Raw genomic sequence first — 16,951 nt, 5'->3', positions numbered from 1 at the left:
GGGCACCAACAAGACGGAGACCCTGTGATGAGAGCGATCTGCGCTGTATTCTACTTGTTGGCCTCGCCTGCCCTGGCGGATCAGGCCCTGCCGGGATGGGCGGTTCATGACACGGGGAAATCCTATGACGCGCTGCTTGCCGACACCAAGGCCGCCGTCAAGGAACACGGGCTGATCGTTGTCACTCAGGCCGGGCCGACCAAAGCGGCGGCGGCCCGTGGGATCACCATTCCGGGCAATCGCGTGATCGGCGTATTCAACAACGACTATGCGGTGCGGGTACTCGAAACCTCGACCGCAGCGATGATCGAGGCGCCGATTCGCCTGTATGTCACCGAAAATGATGACGGCACCGCGCGCTTGTCCTACAAAACCCCCAGCTTTGTGTTTGAGCCTTACGCGGATCAGGGCGGTCAGGCCCTGTCCGATATTGCCGCAGAACTGGACCAAAAGTTTCAATCCATCGCGGAAACAGCCGTCAAATAGTCACACTGATGTGAACCCGCTTGCCTCTTGCTGGTGTGTCAGACATTTGCTGTCACATATCTTTTTCTCGGAGCATGACTAATGCAGGACCTCTCTCCCCGCGCGGCGGATCTACTGGCTCAACGATTGTATGAGGCAGGGTGCCGCCATGCGTTCGGCATGCCGGGCGGCGAGGTTCTGACGCTGGTAGACGCCCTCGAACGGGCCGGCATCACCTTTCATCTGACCAAGCACGAGAACGCGGCCGGGTTCATGGCCGAAGCCGTCCATCACCGCGATGGCGCGCCTGCGATACTGGTTGCAACCCTTGGCCCCGGCGCGATGAACGGGATCAACGTGGTTGCCAACGCGCTGCAAGACCGGGTCCCGATGATCGTGCTGACCGGCTGCGTCGACGCGGATGAGGCGCTGACCTACACGCATCAGGTCATGGACCACAGCCAAGTCTATCGCTCGATCACCAAAGGAACCTTTTCCCTGACCGCCGAAGGCGCGGATATCATCGCCGACAAGGCGGTATCGCTTGCCAACCAGCCCCGCCCCGGCCCGGTGCATATCGACGTCCCGATCTCGGTCGCGGATACCCGTGTCTCATCTACGAAACGCCGCCGTCTGGCCAAAGTTGCCCCTGTAGCGCCCGAAGGCGATTGCCTGTCCAAGGCTCGTCGCTGGGTGGCAGAGGCCGAGCGTCCGATTGCGATCATCGGGCTGGACGTCCTCTATGACGATTCACGGAGCGTGGTTCAGGCCTTTCTGGAGCATTTCAGCATCCCCTTCGTCACCACCTACAAGGCGAAGGGCGTGGTGCCCGAAGATCATCCCTTGTGTCTGGGCGGTGCCGGGTTGTCCCCTCTGGCCGACAAACACCTTGTACCGCTGGTGGAACAGGCCGATCTGGTTTTGTGCCTGGGTTATGATCCCATCGAAATGCGCCCCGGCTGGCGTGAGATCTGGGACCCCGAGGAAACGCGCGTGATCGATATCTCGGCCGTGGTCAATGATCACTATATGCATCAGGCCGGGCTAAACCTTGTCGCCGATACCGGCCAGACCCTCGAGGCCATCGCCAAAGGCAACCCCGCCCGCGCCACATGGCCTGCCAAAGAACCCGCGAAGGTCAAAGCCGCTTTGGCGGAAGCCTTCCCGCAGGATGACGATTGGGGCCCAGCTGGTGTGATCGCCGAAACCCGCGCTGCCCTGCCCGCGAATACTCTGGCAACGGCGGATAGCGGCGCGCACCGCATTCTCCTCAGCCAGATGTGGGAGTGTTCGGAGCCGCGCGGGCTGATCCAGTCCTCGGCCCTTTGCACCATGGGCTGCGCTGTTCCGATGGCGATCGGGCTGAAACTGGCGGAGCCGAACCGACCGGTGATCAGCTTTTCGGGCGATGCCGGGTTCCTGATGGTCGCCGGAGAGCTGTCGACCGCCGCTGAAATGGGCGGCAACCCGATCTTTTTGGTCTTTGTCGACGCTTCCCTCGCCCTGATCGAGTTGAAACAACGCCAACGGCAGATGGGCAACAACGGGGTCGATTTCGACCGCCATGACTTTGCCGCCCTCGGCCGCGCGTTCGGAGGCTATGGACACACGGTCCGCAACCGCGCAGAACTGCGTGCAGCACTGGATGAGGCGGTCAAAGCCGACCGCTTCACCGTCATCGCTGCCGAGATCGAGCGTGGAGGATATGATGGCCGAATCTAATGGGCCGCTCAAAGGCGTAAAGGTTCTGGACCTGTCGCGCATTCTGGCCGGACCGACCTGCACCCAGTTGCTGGGCGATCTGGGCGCAAGTGTTATCAAGATCGAAAACCCCTCGACCGGTGGGGATGATACGCGGCAATGGGGCCCTCCGTATGTTGAGGATGAAGCGGGCAACCGTTCCGACCTGAGCGCGTATTTCATGTCGGCAAACCGGAACAAGAAATCCGTCGCCATCGATATAGCGACACCCGAAGGACAAGCCGAGATCAAGCGGCTGGCCTCGCATGCTGATATCCTGATCGAGAATTTCAAACCCGGCGGGTTGGCGAAATACGGGCTGGATTACAACAGCTTGTCGCAAGATCTTCCCGGCCTCGTCTATTGCTCGATTTCCGGGTACGGGCAGACGGGACCAAATTCCAGCAAGCCCGGTTATGACCTGATGGCGCAAGGATACGGTGGGATCATGTCCCTGACAGGCGACCCCGAGGGCGCGCCGATGAAGGTGGGCGTGGGCATCGCCGATGTGATGTGCGGCATGTACGCAACCGTTGGCATTCTGGCAGCGTTGCGCCACCGCGATCAAACCGGTGAAGGGCAACAGATCGACCTTGCCTTGGTGGATGCACAGATCTCATGGTTGATCAATGAGGGCACAAACTACCTGACCTCGGGCCAAGTGCCTCAGCGGCGCGGCAACGGACATCCAAATATTGTCCCGTACGAGGTGTATGAGACAGCAGATGGTCACGTGATTTTGGCCGTTGGAAATGACAGCCAGTTCCGCAGGTTCTGCGAATTCATCGGCCACACCGATCTTGCCGACGACGACCGCTTTGCCACCAACCCGGCGCGACTGGAGCACCGTGGCGCACTGAACGCGATCCTGCGCCCGGCGATGAAACAGCATCCGACGACGACTGTGATTTCCGAGCTTGAGGCCCTCAAGGTGCCCGTCGGCCCGGTGCAAACGGTGGATCAGGTGTTTGACACCGATCAGGTCGCCGCGCGGCAGATGAAGATCGCCATGCAGGCCCAACCGGGAGAGATAAATCTGATCGGAAATCCGCTCAACCTGTCGCGCACGCCTGTAACATATCGGCATGCGCCACCGGTCTTCGGGGCCGATACTGATGATATTTTAAGCGCTGAAAACCCGTTCGAAGATTGAAACACTTGCATGTTTCGGCAGCAACTTGCTGAAACATGCCCTTGAATCGGCGGTTTTTTTCACTTTTTTCACACACGCGATTTCACCAATTCGAGAGCAGGGTCGATACTGTTACGAGGCCGTCGCAGACTCTGGTAAATCGAACAGTGTCAAATACCGCAACCAGATTGGACCCAAGTATGAAACAAGACGTTTTTGGACAGATGAACACTCTGACCCACCCGGCGGCCGTCGAGGCATGGGACGGTGTTCTGCTTGGGTTCATGGCGCATGCGGCGATTACCCCCCAGCATTTGGGCAAGGTATTGGAGCTCGAGCCCGACTTCGCTTTGGGCCACGCGGTCAAGGGCCTGTTCATGGTTCTTCTGGGCCGACGCGAGATGCTACCCGTAGCCGTCGACGCGCTGAGCGCCGCTACTGACGCGATGAAACGTCAGCCAGTCTCGACGCGCGAGCAGCTCTTTGTTGAGGCCCTGTCCCTCTATCTGGCGGACCTGCCCTCGCAGGCGGTGCAGAAATTCGAAGAGGTGCTGCGCGCCCATCCGACGGATTCGCTGGCGATGAAGCTCAGCCATGCGACCCGGTTTGTACTGGGCGATGCGGAGGGCATGCGGCGCTCGATCGAACGCGTCATGCCCGCTTATGAGCCGGATCATGCGGGCCGCGGGTACCTGCTGGGCTGTCATTCTTTTGCGTTGGAAGAGACCGGATCCTACGAAAAGGCCGAGATTGCTGGTCGTCAGGCACTGTGGATGGTGTCCGACGATGCGTGGGGTCTGCACGCGGTCGCTCATGTTCACGAGATGACGGGCAATGCGCAGCTAGGCCTGGATTGGCTGGCGGGCCGCGAGGACGCCTGGGCCCATTGCAACAACTTCCGCTATCACGTTTGGTGGCACAAGGCGCTGATGCATCTGGATCTGGGTCAGGTTGATCAGGTCATCGACCTCTATGACCAGCATATCCGCAAGGACAAGACTGACGATTATCGCGATATCTCGAACGCAACCTCGCTGCTCTCCAGGATGGAGCTCGAAGGCATTGATGTTGGCGACCGCTGGGAGGAGTTGGCCGATCTCAGCGCCGCCCGGACCGAAGATGGCTGCCTGATTTTCGCCGACCTGCATTATCTGCTGGCTCTGACCGGCGACAACCGCTCGGACGCGACGGGCAAGATGCTGCAGCGCATCCAGAAAGACGCGCAGCGCAATCAAGGCGACACACCGATCCGCATGTCTGACCCCGGCATTGCTGCTGCAAAAGGGCTTGAGGCCTTTGGTGATGGTCTGTACGGCGCGGCGTTTGATTTCCTGTCGACCGCCCGCTCGGGCATGCAGTTGGCCGGTGGCAGTCACGCCCAACGTGATGTATTCGAGCGCATCACAATTGATTCCGGCCTGCGCGCCGGGCGCCTGGATGCGGTCGAGCGCATCTTGGATGACCGCCGCGCCAAACGCGCCGGTGGTGAGGATAATTATGCACTCGCGCGCCGCGCCCTGATTAACGCGGCCCGCGACAACGGCGACGCACAAAGCGTCCCGGCTGAATAACAAAAAGACCAAGAAGGACAGAAAACGTATGGCGACTGTTTCGCCCGCTTCTGATTTTGCGACTGTTGCGGCCTCGGCCGCAGCGCCCACTGCCCGTGTGCGCGATCCGCGACTGGATTTCTATCGCGGCATCGCGATGTTCATCATCCTGATCGCCCATATCCCGAACGACCCGTGGGCCAAATGGATCCCGGCCCGTTTCGGGTTCTCGGATGCGACCGAAATCTTCGTGTTCTGTTCGGGCATGGCCTCGGCCATCGCGTTCGGCGGCGCGTTCTTGCGCAAAGGCTGGTGGATGGGGACAGCCCGCGTGGCGTTCCGCATCTGGCAGGTCTACTGGGCGCATATCTGTCTGTTCTTCTTTGTCGCCATGAGCATGGCCGCTCTGGACAATTCCGGCCTGTTTGACAAAAGCTATGTCTCGTCCCTGAACCTGCAGCATTTCTTCAATGACCCGCTGCCGCAAATGGTCGGAATTTTCACTCTGACCTATGTGCCCAACTACTTCGACATCCTGCCGATGTATCTGGTCGTTCTGGCGATGATGCCGCTCTACATGGCCCTTTACCGCGTCAGCTTTTGGCTGATGGCGGCTGTGTCGGTCGCGATCTGGCTTGTCGCTCAGACCGGAGTGCTGGCCCTTCCGGCTGAGCCGTGGTCGGACCGCCAATGGTTCTTCAACCCATTCGGTTGGCAGCTGCTGTTTTTCACCGGGTTCGCCTTTATGCGCGGCTGGATTCCAGCCCCTCCGGTATCAAAAACCCTGATCTGGGCGGCCATTGCATTTCTGGTTCTGTCTGCGCCCTTCGGGTCGTGGAAGGTTTTCCTGTGGGTTCAATCCGCGGCCCCCGGTCTGGCCGAACAAATCCGCGAGATTTGGCCTCTGACCAAAGAACTGCGTGGTAAGACCGAGTTCGGCCTGTTCCGCTACATCCACTTCCTGTCGCTGGCCTATCTGGGCTGGGTCGTTGCAGGTGAGCATGGTCACCGTCTGATCGCCACCGGGCACTCTCTGGGCGCGCGCATCTGGCAGGTGGTTCTGAAACTGATCACTAAAGTCGGGCAGCAATCGCTGGCGGTCTTTGTCTTCTCGATGGCCGCAGCGCGCCTGATCGGGGTCGCGCTGGATCAGACCGAGCGGGATGTTGCCAGTGTCTTTGTCGCCAACATGATTGGCTTTGCCATGATCATCGGGGTGGCCTATCTGGCCGCCTGGTTCAAATCTCAGCCATGGAAATCAAAGAAATGAATCTGACTCGCCGCGCATTTCTGGCCTCAACCTCTGCGCTGTTTCTGGCGCCGGCCACCTTTGCCTCGGGGTCAGAGGTTCCATTCGACCGCAACGACGTGGTCGAACTGGCCCGAGAATTGGCCAGCCGCCCCTTTGCCGAGCGCGAGATGGTGCCGCAGGAATGGCAAGACCTAACCTACACGCAATACCGCTCGATCCGGTTCCGGCTGGACCGCGCCCTTTGGTACGAGACCGAGACCCCCTTCAACGTCGATTTCTTCACCCCCGGCCTGTATTTCCCGCGCACGGTCAAGGTTTCGACCGTCGAGAACGGGATGACCAAGCCGGTCGCTTTCGACCTTGAGATGTTCGACAAGGCCGAAGAGGTCCCGACCCTTCCAATCGACGAAACGCTTGGGTTCTCGGGCCTGCGGCTGCGCACGGAAATGCACCGCCCCGGCAAGACCGATGAGTTCTGCGTCTGGCAGGGTGCCAGCTATTTCCGCGCCATTGGTCTGCACGAGGTCTACGGCCTGTCCGCGCGCGGTCTGGCCCTGAAAACCGGCGATCCGGATGGTGAGGAATTCCCCGAATTCATCCGCTTTTGGCTGGAACGTCCCGAACCCGGTCACCGCAACATGGTTGTCCACGCCCTGATGGACAGCCCCAGCGTGACCGGTGCATACCGCTTTAACGTCACCGCCGGTGCCGATTGCATCATGGATGTCGAGGCCACCCTCTTCCCTCGCGAAGAACTGCCGCATGTGGGTATCGCGCCCGGCACCTCGATGTTCCTGTTCGATCAGACCAACCACAGCCGCTTCGACGATTTCCGCCCCGCTGTCCATGACAGCGACGGGCTGCTGATCCGCAACGGCGCGGGTGAGGTGATCTGGCGTCCATTGGCGAACCCGACCCGTTTGCAAATCTCGTCTTTCGTAGACATGAACCCTCAGGGCTTTGGCTTGATGCAACGCAAGCGTGAATTCTCGGACTACGCGGATCTTGAGGCGAACTATCATAAGCGTCCCAGCCTGTGGGTCGAGCCCGGCTCCGATTGGGGCAAGGGCACGGTGACACTGGTCGAGATCCCCGCCGATCAGGAGATCTATGACAATATCGTCGCCTACTGGCGGCCCGCCGAGCCCTATGCCGCCGGCAGCCAGGTTGACCTGAGCTATCGCCTGATCTGGGGCGAGGAACCACAGCGCACGCCGATGCCACGGGTCATCAACACGGCCATGGGTGAAAACACCTTTGGCGAAGGCCGTCTGGCCGTGATCGACTTTGAGCCCAGCCCTCTGTTCGACGATCTGGAGGCGGTCAGCATTTTCGCCAATTCTCCCCACGCGGAAACCTCGGACGGTGTGTTGCAGCGCAATCCGGATACCGGCGGTGTGCGTCTGGCGTTCTCGTTCCAGCCGGGTGACCGAGACCATGTCGAGCTGCGCGCGCAGCTTCTGGTTGGCAAGCAACCCACCTCCGAAGTCTGGCTGTACCGTTGGACCGCATGAGCCGCGACCTGCATATCATGCCACCCGAGGCACCGCTGGCAATGCCCGCGCAGGATTTCCGCAGTGGGTTCCGCGATGCACAGGTCCCTGCGGGTGCCCGCCCATCGGCCGGCTTCTGGCGCGCACTGGCATTTTCGCCCGCAATGGCAGCCACACTGGGTTTGCTATGGGTCATGAGCGACTGGTTCGGGTCCGAGGGCATCAACCTTGTCGAAGCCATCCTGCTAACGTTGATCTCGTTCAACTTCTTCTGGATCTCCTTCACGGTCTGCACCGTGCTGCTGGGCATGATCTCTCTGTCCCGGCAGGAGCGTCCGGTCAGACAAGATCGCGCGCAACCGCTGCGCGTTGCCCTGCTGATGCCGACCTACAATGAGGTGCCGTGGTTCGTGCTGGGCAATGCCCGCACCATGCTGGAAGAACTGCGCGCCCGAGGTGGACAGCATGAATACGCGATGTTCATCCTCTCGGACACCCGCGATCCGGACATCGCCGCGCAAGAGCAAGCCAGTATTGAGGCACTGCGCACCACGCTAGCCCCCGACCTGAAGCTCTACTACCGCCGTCGCGAACAGAATACTGACCGAAAAGTTGGCAATATCGCCGATTGGGTCAGCCGCTGGGGCGCGGATTGGGACGCGATGCTGGTGCTGGATGCCGACAGCCTGATGACAGGCCGCGCGATTGCTCGGCTGACGGATTCTTTGGCGCGTGATCCCAGCGCGGGCTTGATTCAAAGCTACCCGCAACTCATTGGCGCACAGTCCGTCTTTGCCCGGATGCAGCAATTCGCCAATGGCGTCTACGGCATCGCCTTTGCCGAAGGTCTGGCCCGCTGGTGTGGGCAAGAGGGCAACTATTGGGGCCACAACGCCATCATCCGCACCAAGGCCTTTGCCACCTGTGCCGGACTGCCCAAGCTGCGCGCCTTCAACGGGCAGGGAAAGCTGATAATGAGCCACGACTTTGTCGAGGCCGGTCTGCTGCGCCGTGCCGGGTGGGCCGTTCGGTTCCTGCCGCGCATTCGTGGTTCTTACGAAGAAACACCACCCACCCTTATCGACCACGCCATGCGGGACCGCCGCTGGTGTCAGGGGAACCTGCAACATCTGAAACTGCTGGGCTCGCGCGGGTTCCGGTCGGTCTCGCGGTTTCACATGTTCCACGGGGCGGTCGGCTATCTGATGTCGCCTCTATGGTTTGCGCTGCTGCTGATGTGGGCGTTGATTGGCCAGGGAGAGGACGCCTCGGTCCTGCATTATTTCAGCCCCGACAACCCTCTGTTCCCACAATGGCCGGAAATGTCTGAGACACGCCATGTGCTGATCATTCTGGTCATGTATGCGATGCTGCTGGCCCCCAAGGTTCTGGGCGTTGCCGCCCTACCTCTCAGCGGAGTCCGCTATTCCGATTTCGGCGGCTGGAGACGGTTCTTCACCTCGTTCCTGTTCGAGGTCATCCTGTCGATCCTCTACGCACCAATCCTGATGGTGCAGCAGATGATCGCCGTGTTCCGTACCGCTTTGGGTATCCAGAAAGGCTGGTCCCCGCAGGCGCGTGACGGGGGCAGCTATTCCTTGCGAACACTGGTCCTGTGCCACGCGCTGGAAACCGTCAGTGGCGTCGCGCTGAGCGTTGGTATTCTGGCCGGGTTGGTCTCGGTCTGGCTGGCCCCGATAGCAATCAGCCTTGCGCTGGCGATCCCGTTGTCGGCGCTCAGCGGTGTATCCGCCGGAACCGCACGCCGTTTGGTCGGCATGCGCGAGGATTTTGCCGAGCCTGCCATCACCCGCTCGGCCCGGCGTCATCGCAATGAATTGAAGCGCCTGATCGAGGGCAAGGGCAGCATGACCCCGGCGGAATAATCAACCGCCGGGCAAGCCTTCGTACCAATCCAGCATCATATCCGCCCACCCGCTGGGCACCGTATGACCGCCAGGGAACAGCGCGAATTCCAGCGCGCTGCCCTCGGCACATCCCATCCAGTTTCGTCGCATGAACTGGCCCGTGGTCGAAAACCCGCTGGGCTTGGTATCAACACAGCCATTTGCCTCGCGCCAGATCTCAAGCCCGGCAAAGATATCACCCTGATGGAAACGGCCACCGCCCAACAAGCGCCCTTCGAGCGGTACGACATTGTCGATCCAGCCATGGGTGTGAAACATTCGGATCGGTCCGGCGCAGGATTCGGGATGCGGACGCCAGAAACCACCTGAGACGGGGACATAGGCCGAGAAGGTCTCAGGCGCGTCGCAGGCGAGGTAATTCACCATGAAGCCCCCGGCGGAAAACCCTCCTAGGACAACACGTTCGCCGTCAATACCAAACCGCTCAGCGGCGTCATCCACCGCTTCGCTGAGAAAGGCCGTTTCGTCACGCTCACCAAAGCCGGGATAGAAGTTCCAGCTTTGAATGCCGCCCCGGTCTGGCCGCTCCAAGCCCTCCGGCGCCATCACAGCATAGCCTCGGGCCAGAAGAGGCTCGACCATACTGCGATTGTTCATCGTTCCTGAGCCGCTGCCTCCGTAGCCATGCAGAAATACGACCAGAGGCGGGTTTCCAGCTTTAGGCAGTTCGATGTGATATGCGCCCGAGGTGATCTCACAGGTGCCCACTTCCTCGCCACAATCGGCCAGGGCCGGTTGCGCCGCTGCGGCCAGACAGAAAGATAGCCAGTATTTGTATTTCATCACGCTCCCTCAACAAAGGTCTCAACCGGCAGACCGGCCCGCACCCAGCCCGGTCCGGCGGCCGAGCCCAACATACCCTCAGGCACGTCAATGATATTGGTAAACCCGGCTGCAGTCAGTTGATTGCTCAACCGTGCCGAACGGACCCCACGCGCGCAGATCAGAGCCACGTGGGCGGACATGTCTCCGCCCGCAAGTTGCACAAGGGCCGGAATAAAATCCTCGCGCCGCATATCCAGAGGCTGCGCCCCCTGTCCGACGCCTGTGGCCCTCCATTCCCGAGGTGTGCGGATGTCCACCAGCAACACATCTCCGGCGACGGCTTTCTGATGCGCCTGCGTCACTTCCAGTTGGCCGCCCGTGTAGTCCTGCGGGATCAGGCGGTATTCACGAACGGCAAATCCTGCGGCAATTGCGCTTGCCCCACCCATCAATACCCACCGTCGCGTTCGGCTTTTCCCGTCTGCCATATGGCGTTCTCCTGCACTCATGGCTTGGTTCTATCACAAGGGTTGCAACCGCGCGCCGGGGAATTCCGGTAGCGGGATCAAGTTCGCGTCATTTTCACGCAGAAAGATAGGTTCGATATACACCTTTTAACATCTGTCAAAACCTTGCAATTTTTGGGCAATCATTAAATTATCCTACAAAATCTGTCATATTGACCGCCCAGACCGGAGTATCGCACTTGTCCCTATTCCTCATCGCGGCCCTTCCCTTCCTCGGAGCTGTTTTCCCAGCCCTCCTGATACGGGCGGGACGAAATGCAGCCGCTTCGGCCGCAGGGTTGACCACTTTCCTGGCCCTGATGGGGTTGCTGATCCATATCCCCAGCGTGATGCGCGGCGATGTCGTGACAGCGCGGTTTGACTGGATACCGGGGCTGGGGCTGAACGCGAATTTCATGCTGGACGGGCTAGGTTTTCTGTTTGCCCTGCTGATCCTCGGCATCGGCCTGCTGATCATCCTCTATGCGCGGTTCTACCTGTCGCGCGAAGACCCGATGGGGCAATTCTACACCTATCTGCTGCTGTTCCAGGGCGCTATGGTTGGAATTGTTTTATCCGATAACATCCTGCTTTTGCTCATTTTCTGGGAGCTTACTTCGCTCAGTTCATTCTTGCTGATCGGTTATTGGAAACACCTGCCCGAAGGCCGACAAGGCGCCCGCATGGCACTGGCCGTTACCGGAGGCGGTGGCTTGGCGATGATTGCCGGGATGCTGATTTTGGGAAATATCGTCGGGTCCTATGACCTCAGCGTGATTTTGCAGAACAAAGAGCTGATCCAGGCCTCGCCGTACTACCTGCCAGCGTTGATCCTGATCCTGTTGGGCTGTTTCACCAAATCGGCGCAGTTCCCGTTCCATTTCTGGCTACCTCACGCCATGGCCGCCCCAACGCCGGTTTCCGCCTATCTGCACTCGGCCACCATGGTGAAGGCCGGTTTGTTCCTGATGGCGCGGATGTGGCCGGTTCTCGCGGGGACGGAGGCGTGGTTCTATATCGTTGCAACAACCGGGTTGGTGACCATGCTGCTGGGCGCCGTGATCGCGCTGTTCAAGGACGATCTGAAGGCGCTGCTGGCGTTCTCAACCGTGTCACATCTGGGCCTGATCACCATGCTACTGGGCTTTGGCACCAAGTTCGCAGCCGTGGCCGCCGTGTTCCACATCATCAACCACGCGACGTTCAAAGCCGCGCTGTTCATGACCGCCGGGATCGTGGATCATGAAACCGGCACGCGCGATGTCAAACGGCTGGGCGGCTTGCGTCATCTAATGCCGATCACCTTCACCATCGGCACCATCGCAGCTTTGTCCATGGCTGGTCTGCCTCCGCTGAACGGTTTTTTGTCAAAAGAGATGATGCTGGAGGAAACCGTCCACACCACTTGGCTGAACTCTCACTATCTGGTGCCGGGTCTGGCCCTGCTGGCAGCGCTGTTCTCGGCGGCCTACTCCTTCCGCTTTGTCAGCCATGTCTTCCTTGGACCAAAGCGCGAGGATTACCCGGCCCATCCGCATGACCCTCCGGTCGGGCTTTGGCTGGCACCCGCGTTTATGGTCGTTCTGGTCGTGCTGATCGGCCTTTATTCAGCAGCCATCGTCGGCCCGCTGGTGGCCGTTGTATCCAGCGCCGTGATCGGTGGCGAGAAGCTGCCTTATTATTCGCTGAAACTGTGGCACGGCTTTACCCCTGCGCTGTATATGTCCGTTGTCGCCACGCTGGGCGGTCTGTTCCTGATGTCGCAACACAAACGCGCGCAGCAACTTTGGAACACCCTGCCCCGGCCTGAGGCCAAGGTGATTTTCGAGGCCGTGATCCACGCCTTCACCCGCCTCAGCCAATGGATCACGGATGAGCTGCACAATGGTGTCCTCAGCCGGTATGCGATCATCTTTGTCGCCTTTACCGTCGGCCTTGGCTACTACGCCTATTCCACAGGGACGATCGGAGTTGAAACCCGCGTGCCGCTGCCTGCGCAGATCATTCCGATCGTTGGCTGGATCTGTCTCGTGGGCGCAACGCTGGGCATCATGTGGTTCCACCGTAACCGCTTGTTGTCGCTGGTTCTGATTGGTGTTGTCGGGCTGATCGTTTCGGTTGCGTTCAACTACCTTTCAGCCCCTGATCTGGCACTGACCCAGATCTCGGTCGAGGTGGTAACGATGATCTTGTTGCTGCTGTCGCTGAACTTCCTCCCGACCGAGACCCCATGGGACAGCACCGCCGCGCGGCGCTGGCGGGACGCTGCGATCTCGGTCGTGGCCGGGATTGGGACAGGTGCTCTGGTCTATGCGATCATGCTGCGTGATTTCGCCTTCCCGACGATTTCCGAATTCCACCTTGCCAACTCGTACAAAGGTGGTGGCGGCACCAACGTGGTGAACGTCATCCTCGTGGATTTCAGGGGCTTTGATACCTTTGGCGAGATCATCGTTCTGGGCATCGCCGCGCTGATCATCTTCGCCCTGACCGAGGCGGTATTGAGCAGCAATGTCCGAGGCTACCTGCTGAACCGCAAGCCGCACTGGCCGCAATCCGGCGACTCGCATCCGCTGATGATGGTTGTGGTGACCCGCGTGATGATGCCGATTGCCCTGATGGTGGGCGCCTACATCTTCTTCCGCGGCCACAACCAGCCCGGAGGCGGCTTCATCGCAGGCCTGATCGTCGCCATCGCCTATCTGATGCAATACATGGCCAGCGGCTACACCTGGGCGATCGAAAGGCAGAGGTTCTACTATCACGGCACCATCGGATGGGGCGTGCTGATCGCCGCCGCCACCGGTTTGGGCGCTTGGTTCAATGAACGCCCCTTCCTGACCAGCGATTTCGGCTACATCAACTGGCCCCCGCTGGAAGAATTCGAATGGGCCACCGCCATGTTGTTCGACACCGGAGTTTTCCTCGCTGTTCTGGGCGCGGTGATGCTGGCGCTGGATAGCCTGTCCCGCTTTGCATGGCAGCCGGGCATGGCGCAGGAGTTCCCGATGGATATCAACCCGTTGCGGGATGCTCCGCCGGAAGAAGAACAAGAGAAGGAGCAGGCCTGATGGAAGCGCTCGTTGCCTCTGCCGTAGGTATTCTGACCGCCGCCGGGATTTTCCTGATCCTGCGTCGTCGAACATTCCCGGTCATTCTTGGCCTGTCGCTCATCACTTATGCGGTGAACGTGTTCCTGTTCGCAACCGGGCGTCTGGCGCTGAATTCGCCTGCCGTTCTGAACAAATACGAAGACGTCCCTTATACCGATCCGCTGCCGCAGGCGCTGGTGCTGACGGCCATCGTGATCTCGTTTGGGATGACGGCGGTGATCGTGATGATCTCGCTCTCGGCCTATCTATCCTCGAAGGATGACCATATCGACATGAGCCCGCATGACAGCGTGGACGCGCCGGGAGAAGACGCATGAACCACTGGATCGTTGCGCCGATCGTTCTTCCTGCGATCCTGGCTCCATTCATCATCATGGTCCTGCGCTATCACCTTGACCTGCAGCGCATCTTCTCGGTCGCGGGGGTTGTTGCCCTTCTGGGCATTGCCCTGACCATCACCGCGCAGGCCGCAGGAGGCGACATTCAGGTCTATGAACTGGGCAACTGGCCCGCCCCCTTTGGGATCGTCATGGTGTTGGACCGGCTGTCAGCCATGATGGTTCTGCTGACCGCCCTGCTGGCCCTGCCCATTGTGCTCTACGCCATCGGTTCGGGTTGGGACGAGCGTGGCAAGCATTTTCACGCCCTGTTTCATTTCCAGCTTATGGGCGTGTGCGGGGCCTTCCTGACCGGCGACGCCTTCAACCTGTTTGTGTTCTTCGAAGTCCTGCTGATCGCCTCCTACGGTCTGATGACCCATGGTGGCGGTGCGGTCAGGCTGAAGGCTGGCGTGCAATACGTGGCCTATAATCTGTTGGGGTCGACCCTGTTCCTGTTCGCCCTGGGCACGCTCTATGGTGTGACCGGCACGCTCAACATGGCCGACATTGCGCTCCGGGTGGCCGAGATACCGCCCGAGGAAACCGCGTTGCTGCGGGTTGGTGCTGTGTTGCTGTTGTTGGTGTTCTGTATCAAGGCCGCCGTTCTGCCGTTGCATTTCTGGCTACCGGCCAGCTACGCCAACGCTCCCCTACCCGTGGCGGCCTTGTTCGCGATCATGACCAAGGTTGGGGCGTATTCGATCATCCGGATGTATACTCTGGCTTTCGGCCCTGAGGTTGAAGCGACGCAAGGTCTGGTCGGCAATTGGTTGCAACCTGCTGCGCTGGTCACCCTTGCCGTCGGAGCTATCGGCATCCTCGGCTCGCAACATATCGCGCGAATGGTGGCCTTTTGTGCCATCGCCTCGATGGGTACGCTGCTGATTGCGATTTCGCTGTTCACGCCGGATGCCAGTGCAGCCGCGCTGTACTACGTGTTCCACTCGACGCTTGCGACGGCCCTGTTGTTCCTTGTCGCCGATCTGGTGATGGAACGCCGAGGAGGCGCCATCGCGCCCACGAAGCCAATGGCGCAGACTGGATTGATCTCAGCACTGTTCTTCGTCGGAGCGATTGCGATGGCGGGGATGCCTCCGCTGTCCGGCTTTATCGGCAAGCTGCTGGTTCTGGATGCGGCCCGGGATGCACCTGACGCAACCTCGGTCTGGGCGGTCATCCTGATCGGATCCTTTTTCACTATCGTTGGTCTGGCACGGGCCGGCACGTTGATCTTTTGGAAAAGCCACGACGCGGACCATAACCCTCAGTCCGAAGGGGAAGACGCCGAGCCGCAACCCACCCCTGAACCGCACCCGGGTCTGGCATTTACGGCGGTCTGTGGTCTGGTCGGCGGTCTGATCCTGCTGACCTTGTTCGCAGGCCCCGCGCTCGAATATACCAGCAAAACCGCCGAGCAACTGTTCGCACCCGAAGACTACATCTCGGCCGTATTGGGAGAGGCAGAATGATCAAGCTGCTACATCGCATATTCCCGCACCCTCACCTGAGCTTTCTGCTGACGCTGGTTTGGGTTCTGCTTGCCAATAACGGGTCGTTGAACTCGCTTGTTTTTGGTTTGATTCTGGGGATCATCATTCCCTTCATCACCCAACCCTACTGGCCCGACCGCCCCAAACTGCGCAACTGGCCCATGGTGGCCGAGTACATTCTGGTGGTGCTCTGGGACATCGTTATCGCCAATATCACCGTCGCCCGGATCATCCTGTTCAAACGCGACGACGCCCGACAGCCCAACTGGATCTGCGTCCCGCTTGAACTGCGCACGCCCGAGGCAATCACCGTACTGGCCGGGACAATCACCATGACGCCGGGTACCGTCAGCTGCGATCTGTCGGCGCAAGGGCACAACCTTCTGGTCCATTGCCTCGATGCACCCGACCCGGAGGCGGTGAGAGGTCAGATCAAACAGCGCTATGAACGCCGCCTGAAGGAGATTTTCGAATGATTGATTATGCGATCTACTTCGCCTTCGCCTGCTTCGGAGCCGCAATTATGATGTGCCTGTGGCGGATTATCACCGCCGATGGTGTCGGCACCCGCGTTCTGGCGCTGGACACGATGGTGATCAACACCATCGCGCTTATGATCCTGTACGGGCTGGATCAAGGCACCGAGATATTCTTCGAGGCCGCTATGATCATCGCAATGCTGGGTTTTGTTTCAACAGTGGCCTATGCGCGGTTCATGCTGCGCGGCAACATTATCGAGTGAGGGCGACATGACATTTCTCGTCGAATTGCTGATTGCCGCCTTCCTGATCATGTCGGGTATCTTCGGCTTCGTTGGATCGTTTGGGATGATCAAACTGAAAGACCCGATGTCGCGCCTGCACGCGCCGACCAAAGCGACAACGCTGGGTGTCGGCGGCGTTCTATTGGCCTCGATCGCACATTCCGTGCTGCTTGAGGGCAAGCTATCGATGCATGAGCTGCTGATCACGCTGTTTTTGTTTCTGACGGCCCCGATCACGGCCCTGTTCATTGCCAAATGGCACATTCATCGTCATGAAAAGCCGCAGGATCTGCCGGATGCGGGCGAGGATGAGCTTTGGGCCACCCACGCGGTCGAGCAGGTTGAAGACGTCCCTGATCACAGCACGAACTGAC

Annotated in this window: 15 protein-coding genes; 13 read left to right on the top strand and 2 right to left on the bottom strand. The window is 59.9% G+C overall.

All coding sequences use genetic code 11. From position 1 onward, the window contains the following. Nucleotides 1-27: 27 nt before the first annotated feature. The 7 genes from ACR0C3_RS16075 (at nt 28) to mdoH (ending at nt 9,518) form a co-directional block, all read left to right on the top strand. Nucleotides 28-486 carry a DUF302 domain-containing protein gene (locus ACR0C3_RS16075; protein ID WP_480759419.1) on the top strand — a complete coding sequence of 153 codons (459 nt, stop codon included), beginning with the start codon at nt 28-30 and terminating at the stop codon, nt 484-486. Between the two features lie 81 nt (nt 487-567). Further along, the gene (locus tag ACR0C3_RS16070; protein ID WP_480759417.1) at nt 568-2,187 is read left to right on the top strand and encodes a thiamine pyrophosphate-binding protein; all 1,620 of its coding nucleotides are present in this window, start codon (nt 568-570) and stop codon (nt 2,185-2,187) included. Continuing rightward, nucleotides 2,174-3,358, top strand: coding sequence for a CaiB/BaiF CoA transferase family protein (locus ACR0C3_RS16065; RefSeq protein ID WP_480759416.1), 1,185 nt, complete (start codon nt 2,174-2,176; stop codon nt 3,356-3,358). Before ACR0C3_RS16070 ends, ACR0C3_RS16065 begins: the two co-directional genes overlap by 14 nt. A 179-nt stretch (nt 3,359-3,537) precedes the next feature. Next, nucleotides 3,538-4,908 carry a tetratricopeptide repeat protein gene (locus ACR0C3_RS16060; protein WP_480759414.1) on the top strand — a complete coding sequence of 457 codons (1,371 nt, stop codon included), beginning with the start codon at nt 3,538-3,540 and terminating at the stop codon, nt 4,906-4,908. A gap of 28 nt (nt 4,909-4,936) precedes the next feature. Continuing rightward, a complete protein-coding gene (locus ACR0C3_RS16055) occupies nt 4,937-6,157 on the top strand; it encodes an OpgC family protein (protein ID WP_480759413.1) in 1,221 nt (406 codons plus the stop codon). Beyond that, the gene (locus ACR0C3_RS16050) at nt 6,154-7,653 is read left to right on the top strand and encodes an OpgD/OpgG family glucan biosynthesis protein (protein WP_480759412.1); all 1,500 of its coding nucleotides are present in this window, start codon (nt 6,154-6,156) and stop codon (nt 7,651-7,653) included. Before ACR0C3_RS16055 ends, ACR0C3_RS16050 begins: the two co-directional genes overlap by 4 nt. After that, on the top strand, nt 7,650-9,518 hold the full coding sequence (mdoH, locus tag ACR0C3_RS16045) for a glucans biosynthesis glucosyltransferase MdoH (protein ID WP_480759411.1): 1,869 nt from the start codon (nt 7,650-7,652) through the stop codon (nt 9,516-9,518). Before ACR0C3_RS16050 ends, mdoH begins: the two co-directional genes overlap by 4 nt. Here mdoH and ACR0C3_RS16040 read toward each other — a convergent pair whose 3' ends face one another. Together ACR0C3_RS16040 and ACR0C3_RS16035 are read right to left on the bottom strand one after the other, a co-directional pair. Next, nucleotides 9,519-10,343, bottom strand: a complete 825-nt coding sequence (locus tag ACR0C3_RS16040) for a CE1 family esterase (protein ID WP_480759409.1) — start codon at nt 10,341-10,343, stop codon at nt 9,519-9,521. Continuing rightward, nucleotides 10,343-10,813 (bottom strand): rhodanese-like domain-containing protein, encoded by a 471-nt coding sequence (locus ACR0C3_RS16035; protein WP_480759408.1) that lies wholly within the window; start codon nt 10,811-10,813, stop codon nt 10,343-10,345. Before ACR0C3_RS16035 ends, ACR0C3_RS16040 begins: the two co-directional genes overlap by 1 nt. Nucleotides 10,814-11,031: 218 nt before the next feature. Between ACR0C3_RS16035 and ACR0C3_RS16030 the strand changes: the two genes are divergently transcribed. Genes ACR0C3_RS16030 through ACR0C3_RS16005 form a run of 6 tightly spaced genes read left to right on the top strand, consistent with a single transcriptional unit; the run spans nt 11,032 to nt 16,950 of the window. Continuing rightward, nucleotides 11,032-13,902, top strand: coding sequence for a monovalent cation/H+ antiporter subunit A (locus ACR0C3_RS16030; RefSeq protein WP_480759407.1), 2,871 nt, complete (start codon nt 11,032-11,034; stop codon nt 13,900-13,902). After that, nucleotides 13,902-14,261, top strand: a complete 360-nt coding sequence (locus ACR0C3_RS16025) for a Na+/H+ antiporter subunit C (RefSeq protein WP_170374216.1) — start codon at nt 13,902-13,904, stop codon at nt 14,259-14,261. Before ACR0C3_RS16030 ends, ACR0C3_RS16025 begins: the two co-directional genes overlap by 1 nt. Then, nucleotides 14,258-15,793 carry a monovalent cation/H+ antiporter subunit D gene (locus ACR0C3_RS16020; RefSeq protein WP_480759405.1) on the top strand — a complete coding sequence of 512 codons (1,536 nt, stop codon included), beginning with the start codon at nt 14,258-14,260 and terminating at the stop codon, nt 15,791-15,793. The genes ACR0C3_RS16025 and ACR0C3_RS16020 overlap by 4 nt, the downstream gene beginning before the upstream one ends. Further along, nucleotides 15,793-16,290 (top strand): Na+/H+ antiporter subunit E, encoded by a 498-nt coding sequence (locus ACR0C3_RS16015; protein ID WP_480759624.1) that lies wholly within the window; start codon nt 15,793-15,795, stop codon nt 16,288-16,290. Before ACR0C3_RS16020 ends, ACR0C3_RS16015 begins: the two co-directional genes overlap by 1 nt. Beyond that, nucleotides 16,287-16,556 carry a K+/H+ antiporter subunit F gene (locus tag ACR0C3_RS16010; protein ID WP_152457439.1) on the top strand — a complete coding sequence of 90 codons (270 nt, stop codon included), beginning with the start codon at nt 16,287-16,289 and terminating at the stop codon, nt 16,554-16,556. The genes ACR0C3_RS16015 and ACR0C3_RS16010 overlap by 4 nt, the downstream gene beginning before the upstream one ends. 7 nt (nt 16,557-16,563) lie before the next feature. Further along, the gene (locus tag ACR0C3_RS16005) at nt 16,564-16,950 is read left to right on the top strand and encodes a Na+/H+ antiporter subunit G (RefSeq protein WP_170374220.1); all 387 of its coding nucleotides are present in this window, start codon (nt 16,564-16,566) and stop codon (nt 16,948-16,950) included. Nucleotide 16,951 lies beyond the last annotated feature (1 nt).

Source organism: Ruegeria sp. CK3 (genome assembly GCF_056536565.1).
The sequence above is the reverse complement of the archived record's forward strand: the minus strand, read 5'-3'. Positions and strand labels throughout refer to the sequence as shown.

Coding starts and splice junctions, on each gene's coding strand:
- ACR0C3_RS16075 (WP_480759419.1), top strand. CDS start 28: ATGAGAGCGATCTGCGCTGTATTCTACTTGTTGGCCTCGCCTGCCCTG.
- ACR0C3_RS16070 (WP_480759417.1), top strand. CDS start 568: ATGCAGGACCTCTCTCCCCGCGCGGCGGATCTACTGGCTCAACGATTG.
- ACR0C3_RS16065 (WP_480759416.1), top strand. CDS start 2,174: ATGGCCGAATCTAATGGGCCGCTCAAAGGCGTAAAGGTTCTGGACCTG.
- ACR0C3_RS16060 (WP_480759414.1), top strand. CDS start 3,538: ATGAAACAAGACGTTTTTGGACAGATGAACACTCTGACCCACCCGGCG.
- ACR0C3_RS16055 (WP_480759413.1), top strand. CDS start 4,937: ATGGCGACTGTTTCGCCCGCTTCTGATTTTGCGACTGTTGCGGCCTCG.
- ACR0C3_RS16050 (WP_480759412.1), top strand. CDS start 6,154: ATGAATCTGACTCGCCGCGCATTTCTGGCCTCAACCTCTGCGCTGTTT.
- mdoH (WP_480759411.1), top strand. CDS start 7,650: ATGAGCCGCGACCTGCATATCATGCCACCCGAGGCACCGCTGGCAATG.
- ACR0C3_RS16040 (WP_480759409.1), bottom strand. CDS start 10,343: ATGAAATACAAATACTGGCTATCTTTCTGTCTGGCCGCAGCGGCGCAA.
- ACR0C3_RS16035 (WP_480759408.1), bottom strand. CDS start 10,813: ATGGCAGACGGGAAAAGCCGAACGCGACGGTGGGTATTGATGGGTGGG.
- ACR0C3_RS16025 (WP_170374216.1), top strand. CDS start 13,902: ATGGAAGCGCTCGTTGCCTCTGCCGTAGGTATTCTGACCGCCGCCGGG.
- ACR0C3_RS16020 (WP_480759405.1), top strand. CDS start 14,258: ATGAACCACTGGATCGTTGCGCCGATCGTTCTTCCTGCGATCCTGGCT.
- ACR0C3_RS16010 (WP_152457439.1), top strand. CDS start 16,287: ATGATTGATTATGCGATCTACTTCGCCTTCGCCTGCTTCGGAGCCGCA.
- ACR0C3_RS16005 (WP_170374220.1), top strand. CDS start 16,564: ATGACATTTCTCGTCGAATTGCTGATTGCCGCCTTCCTGATCATGTCG.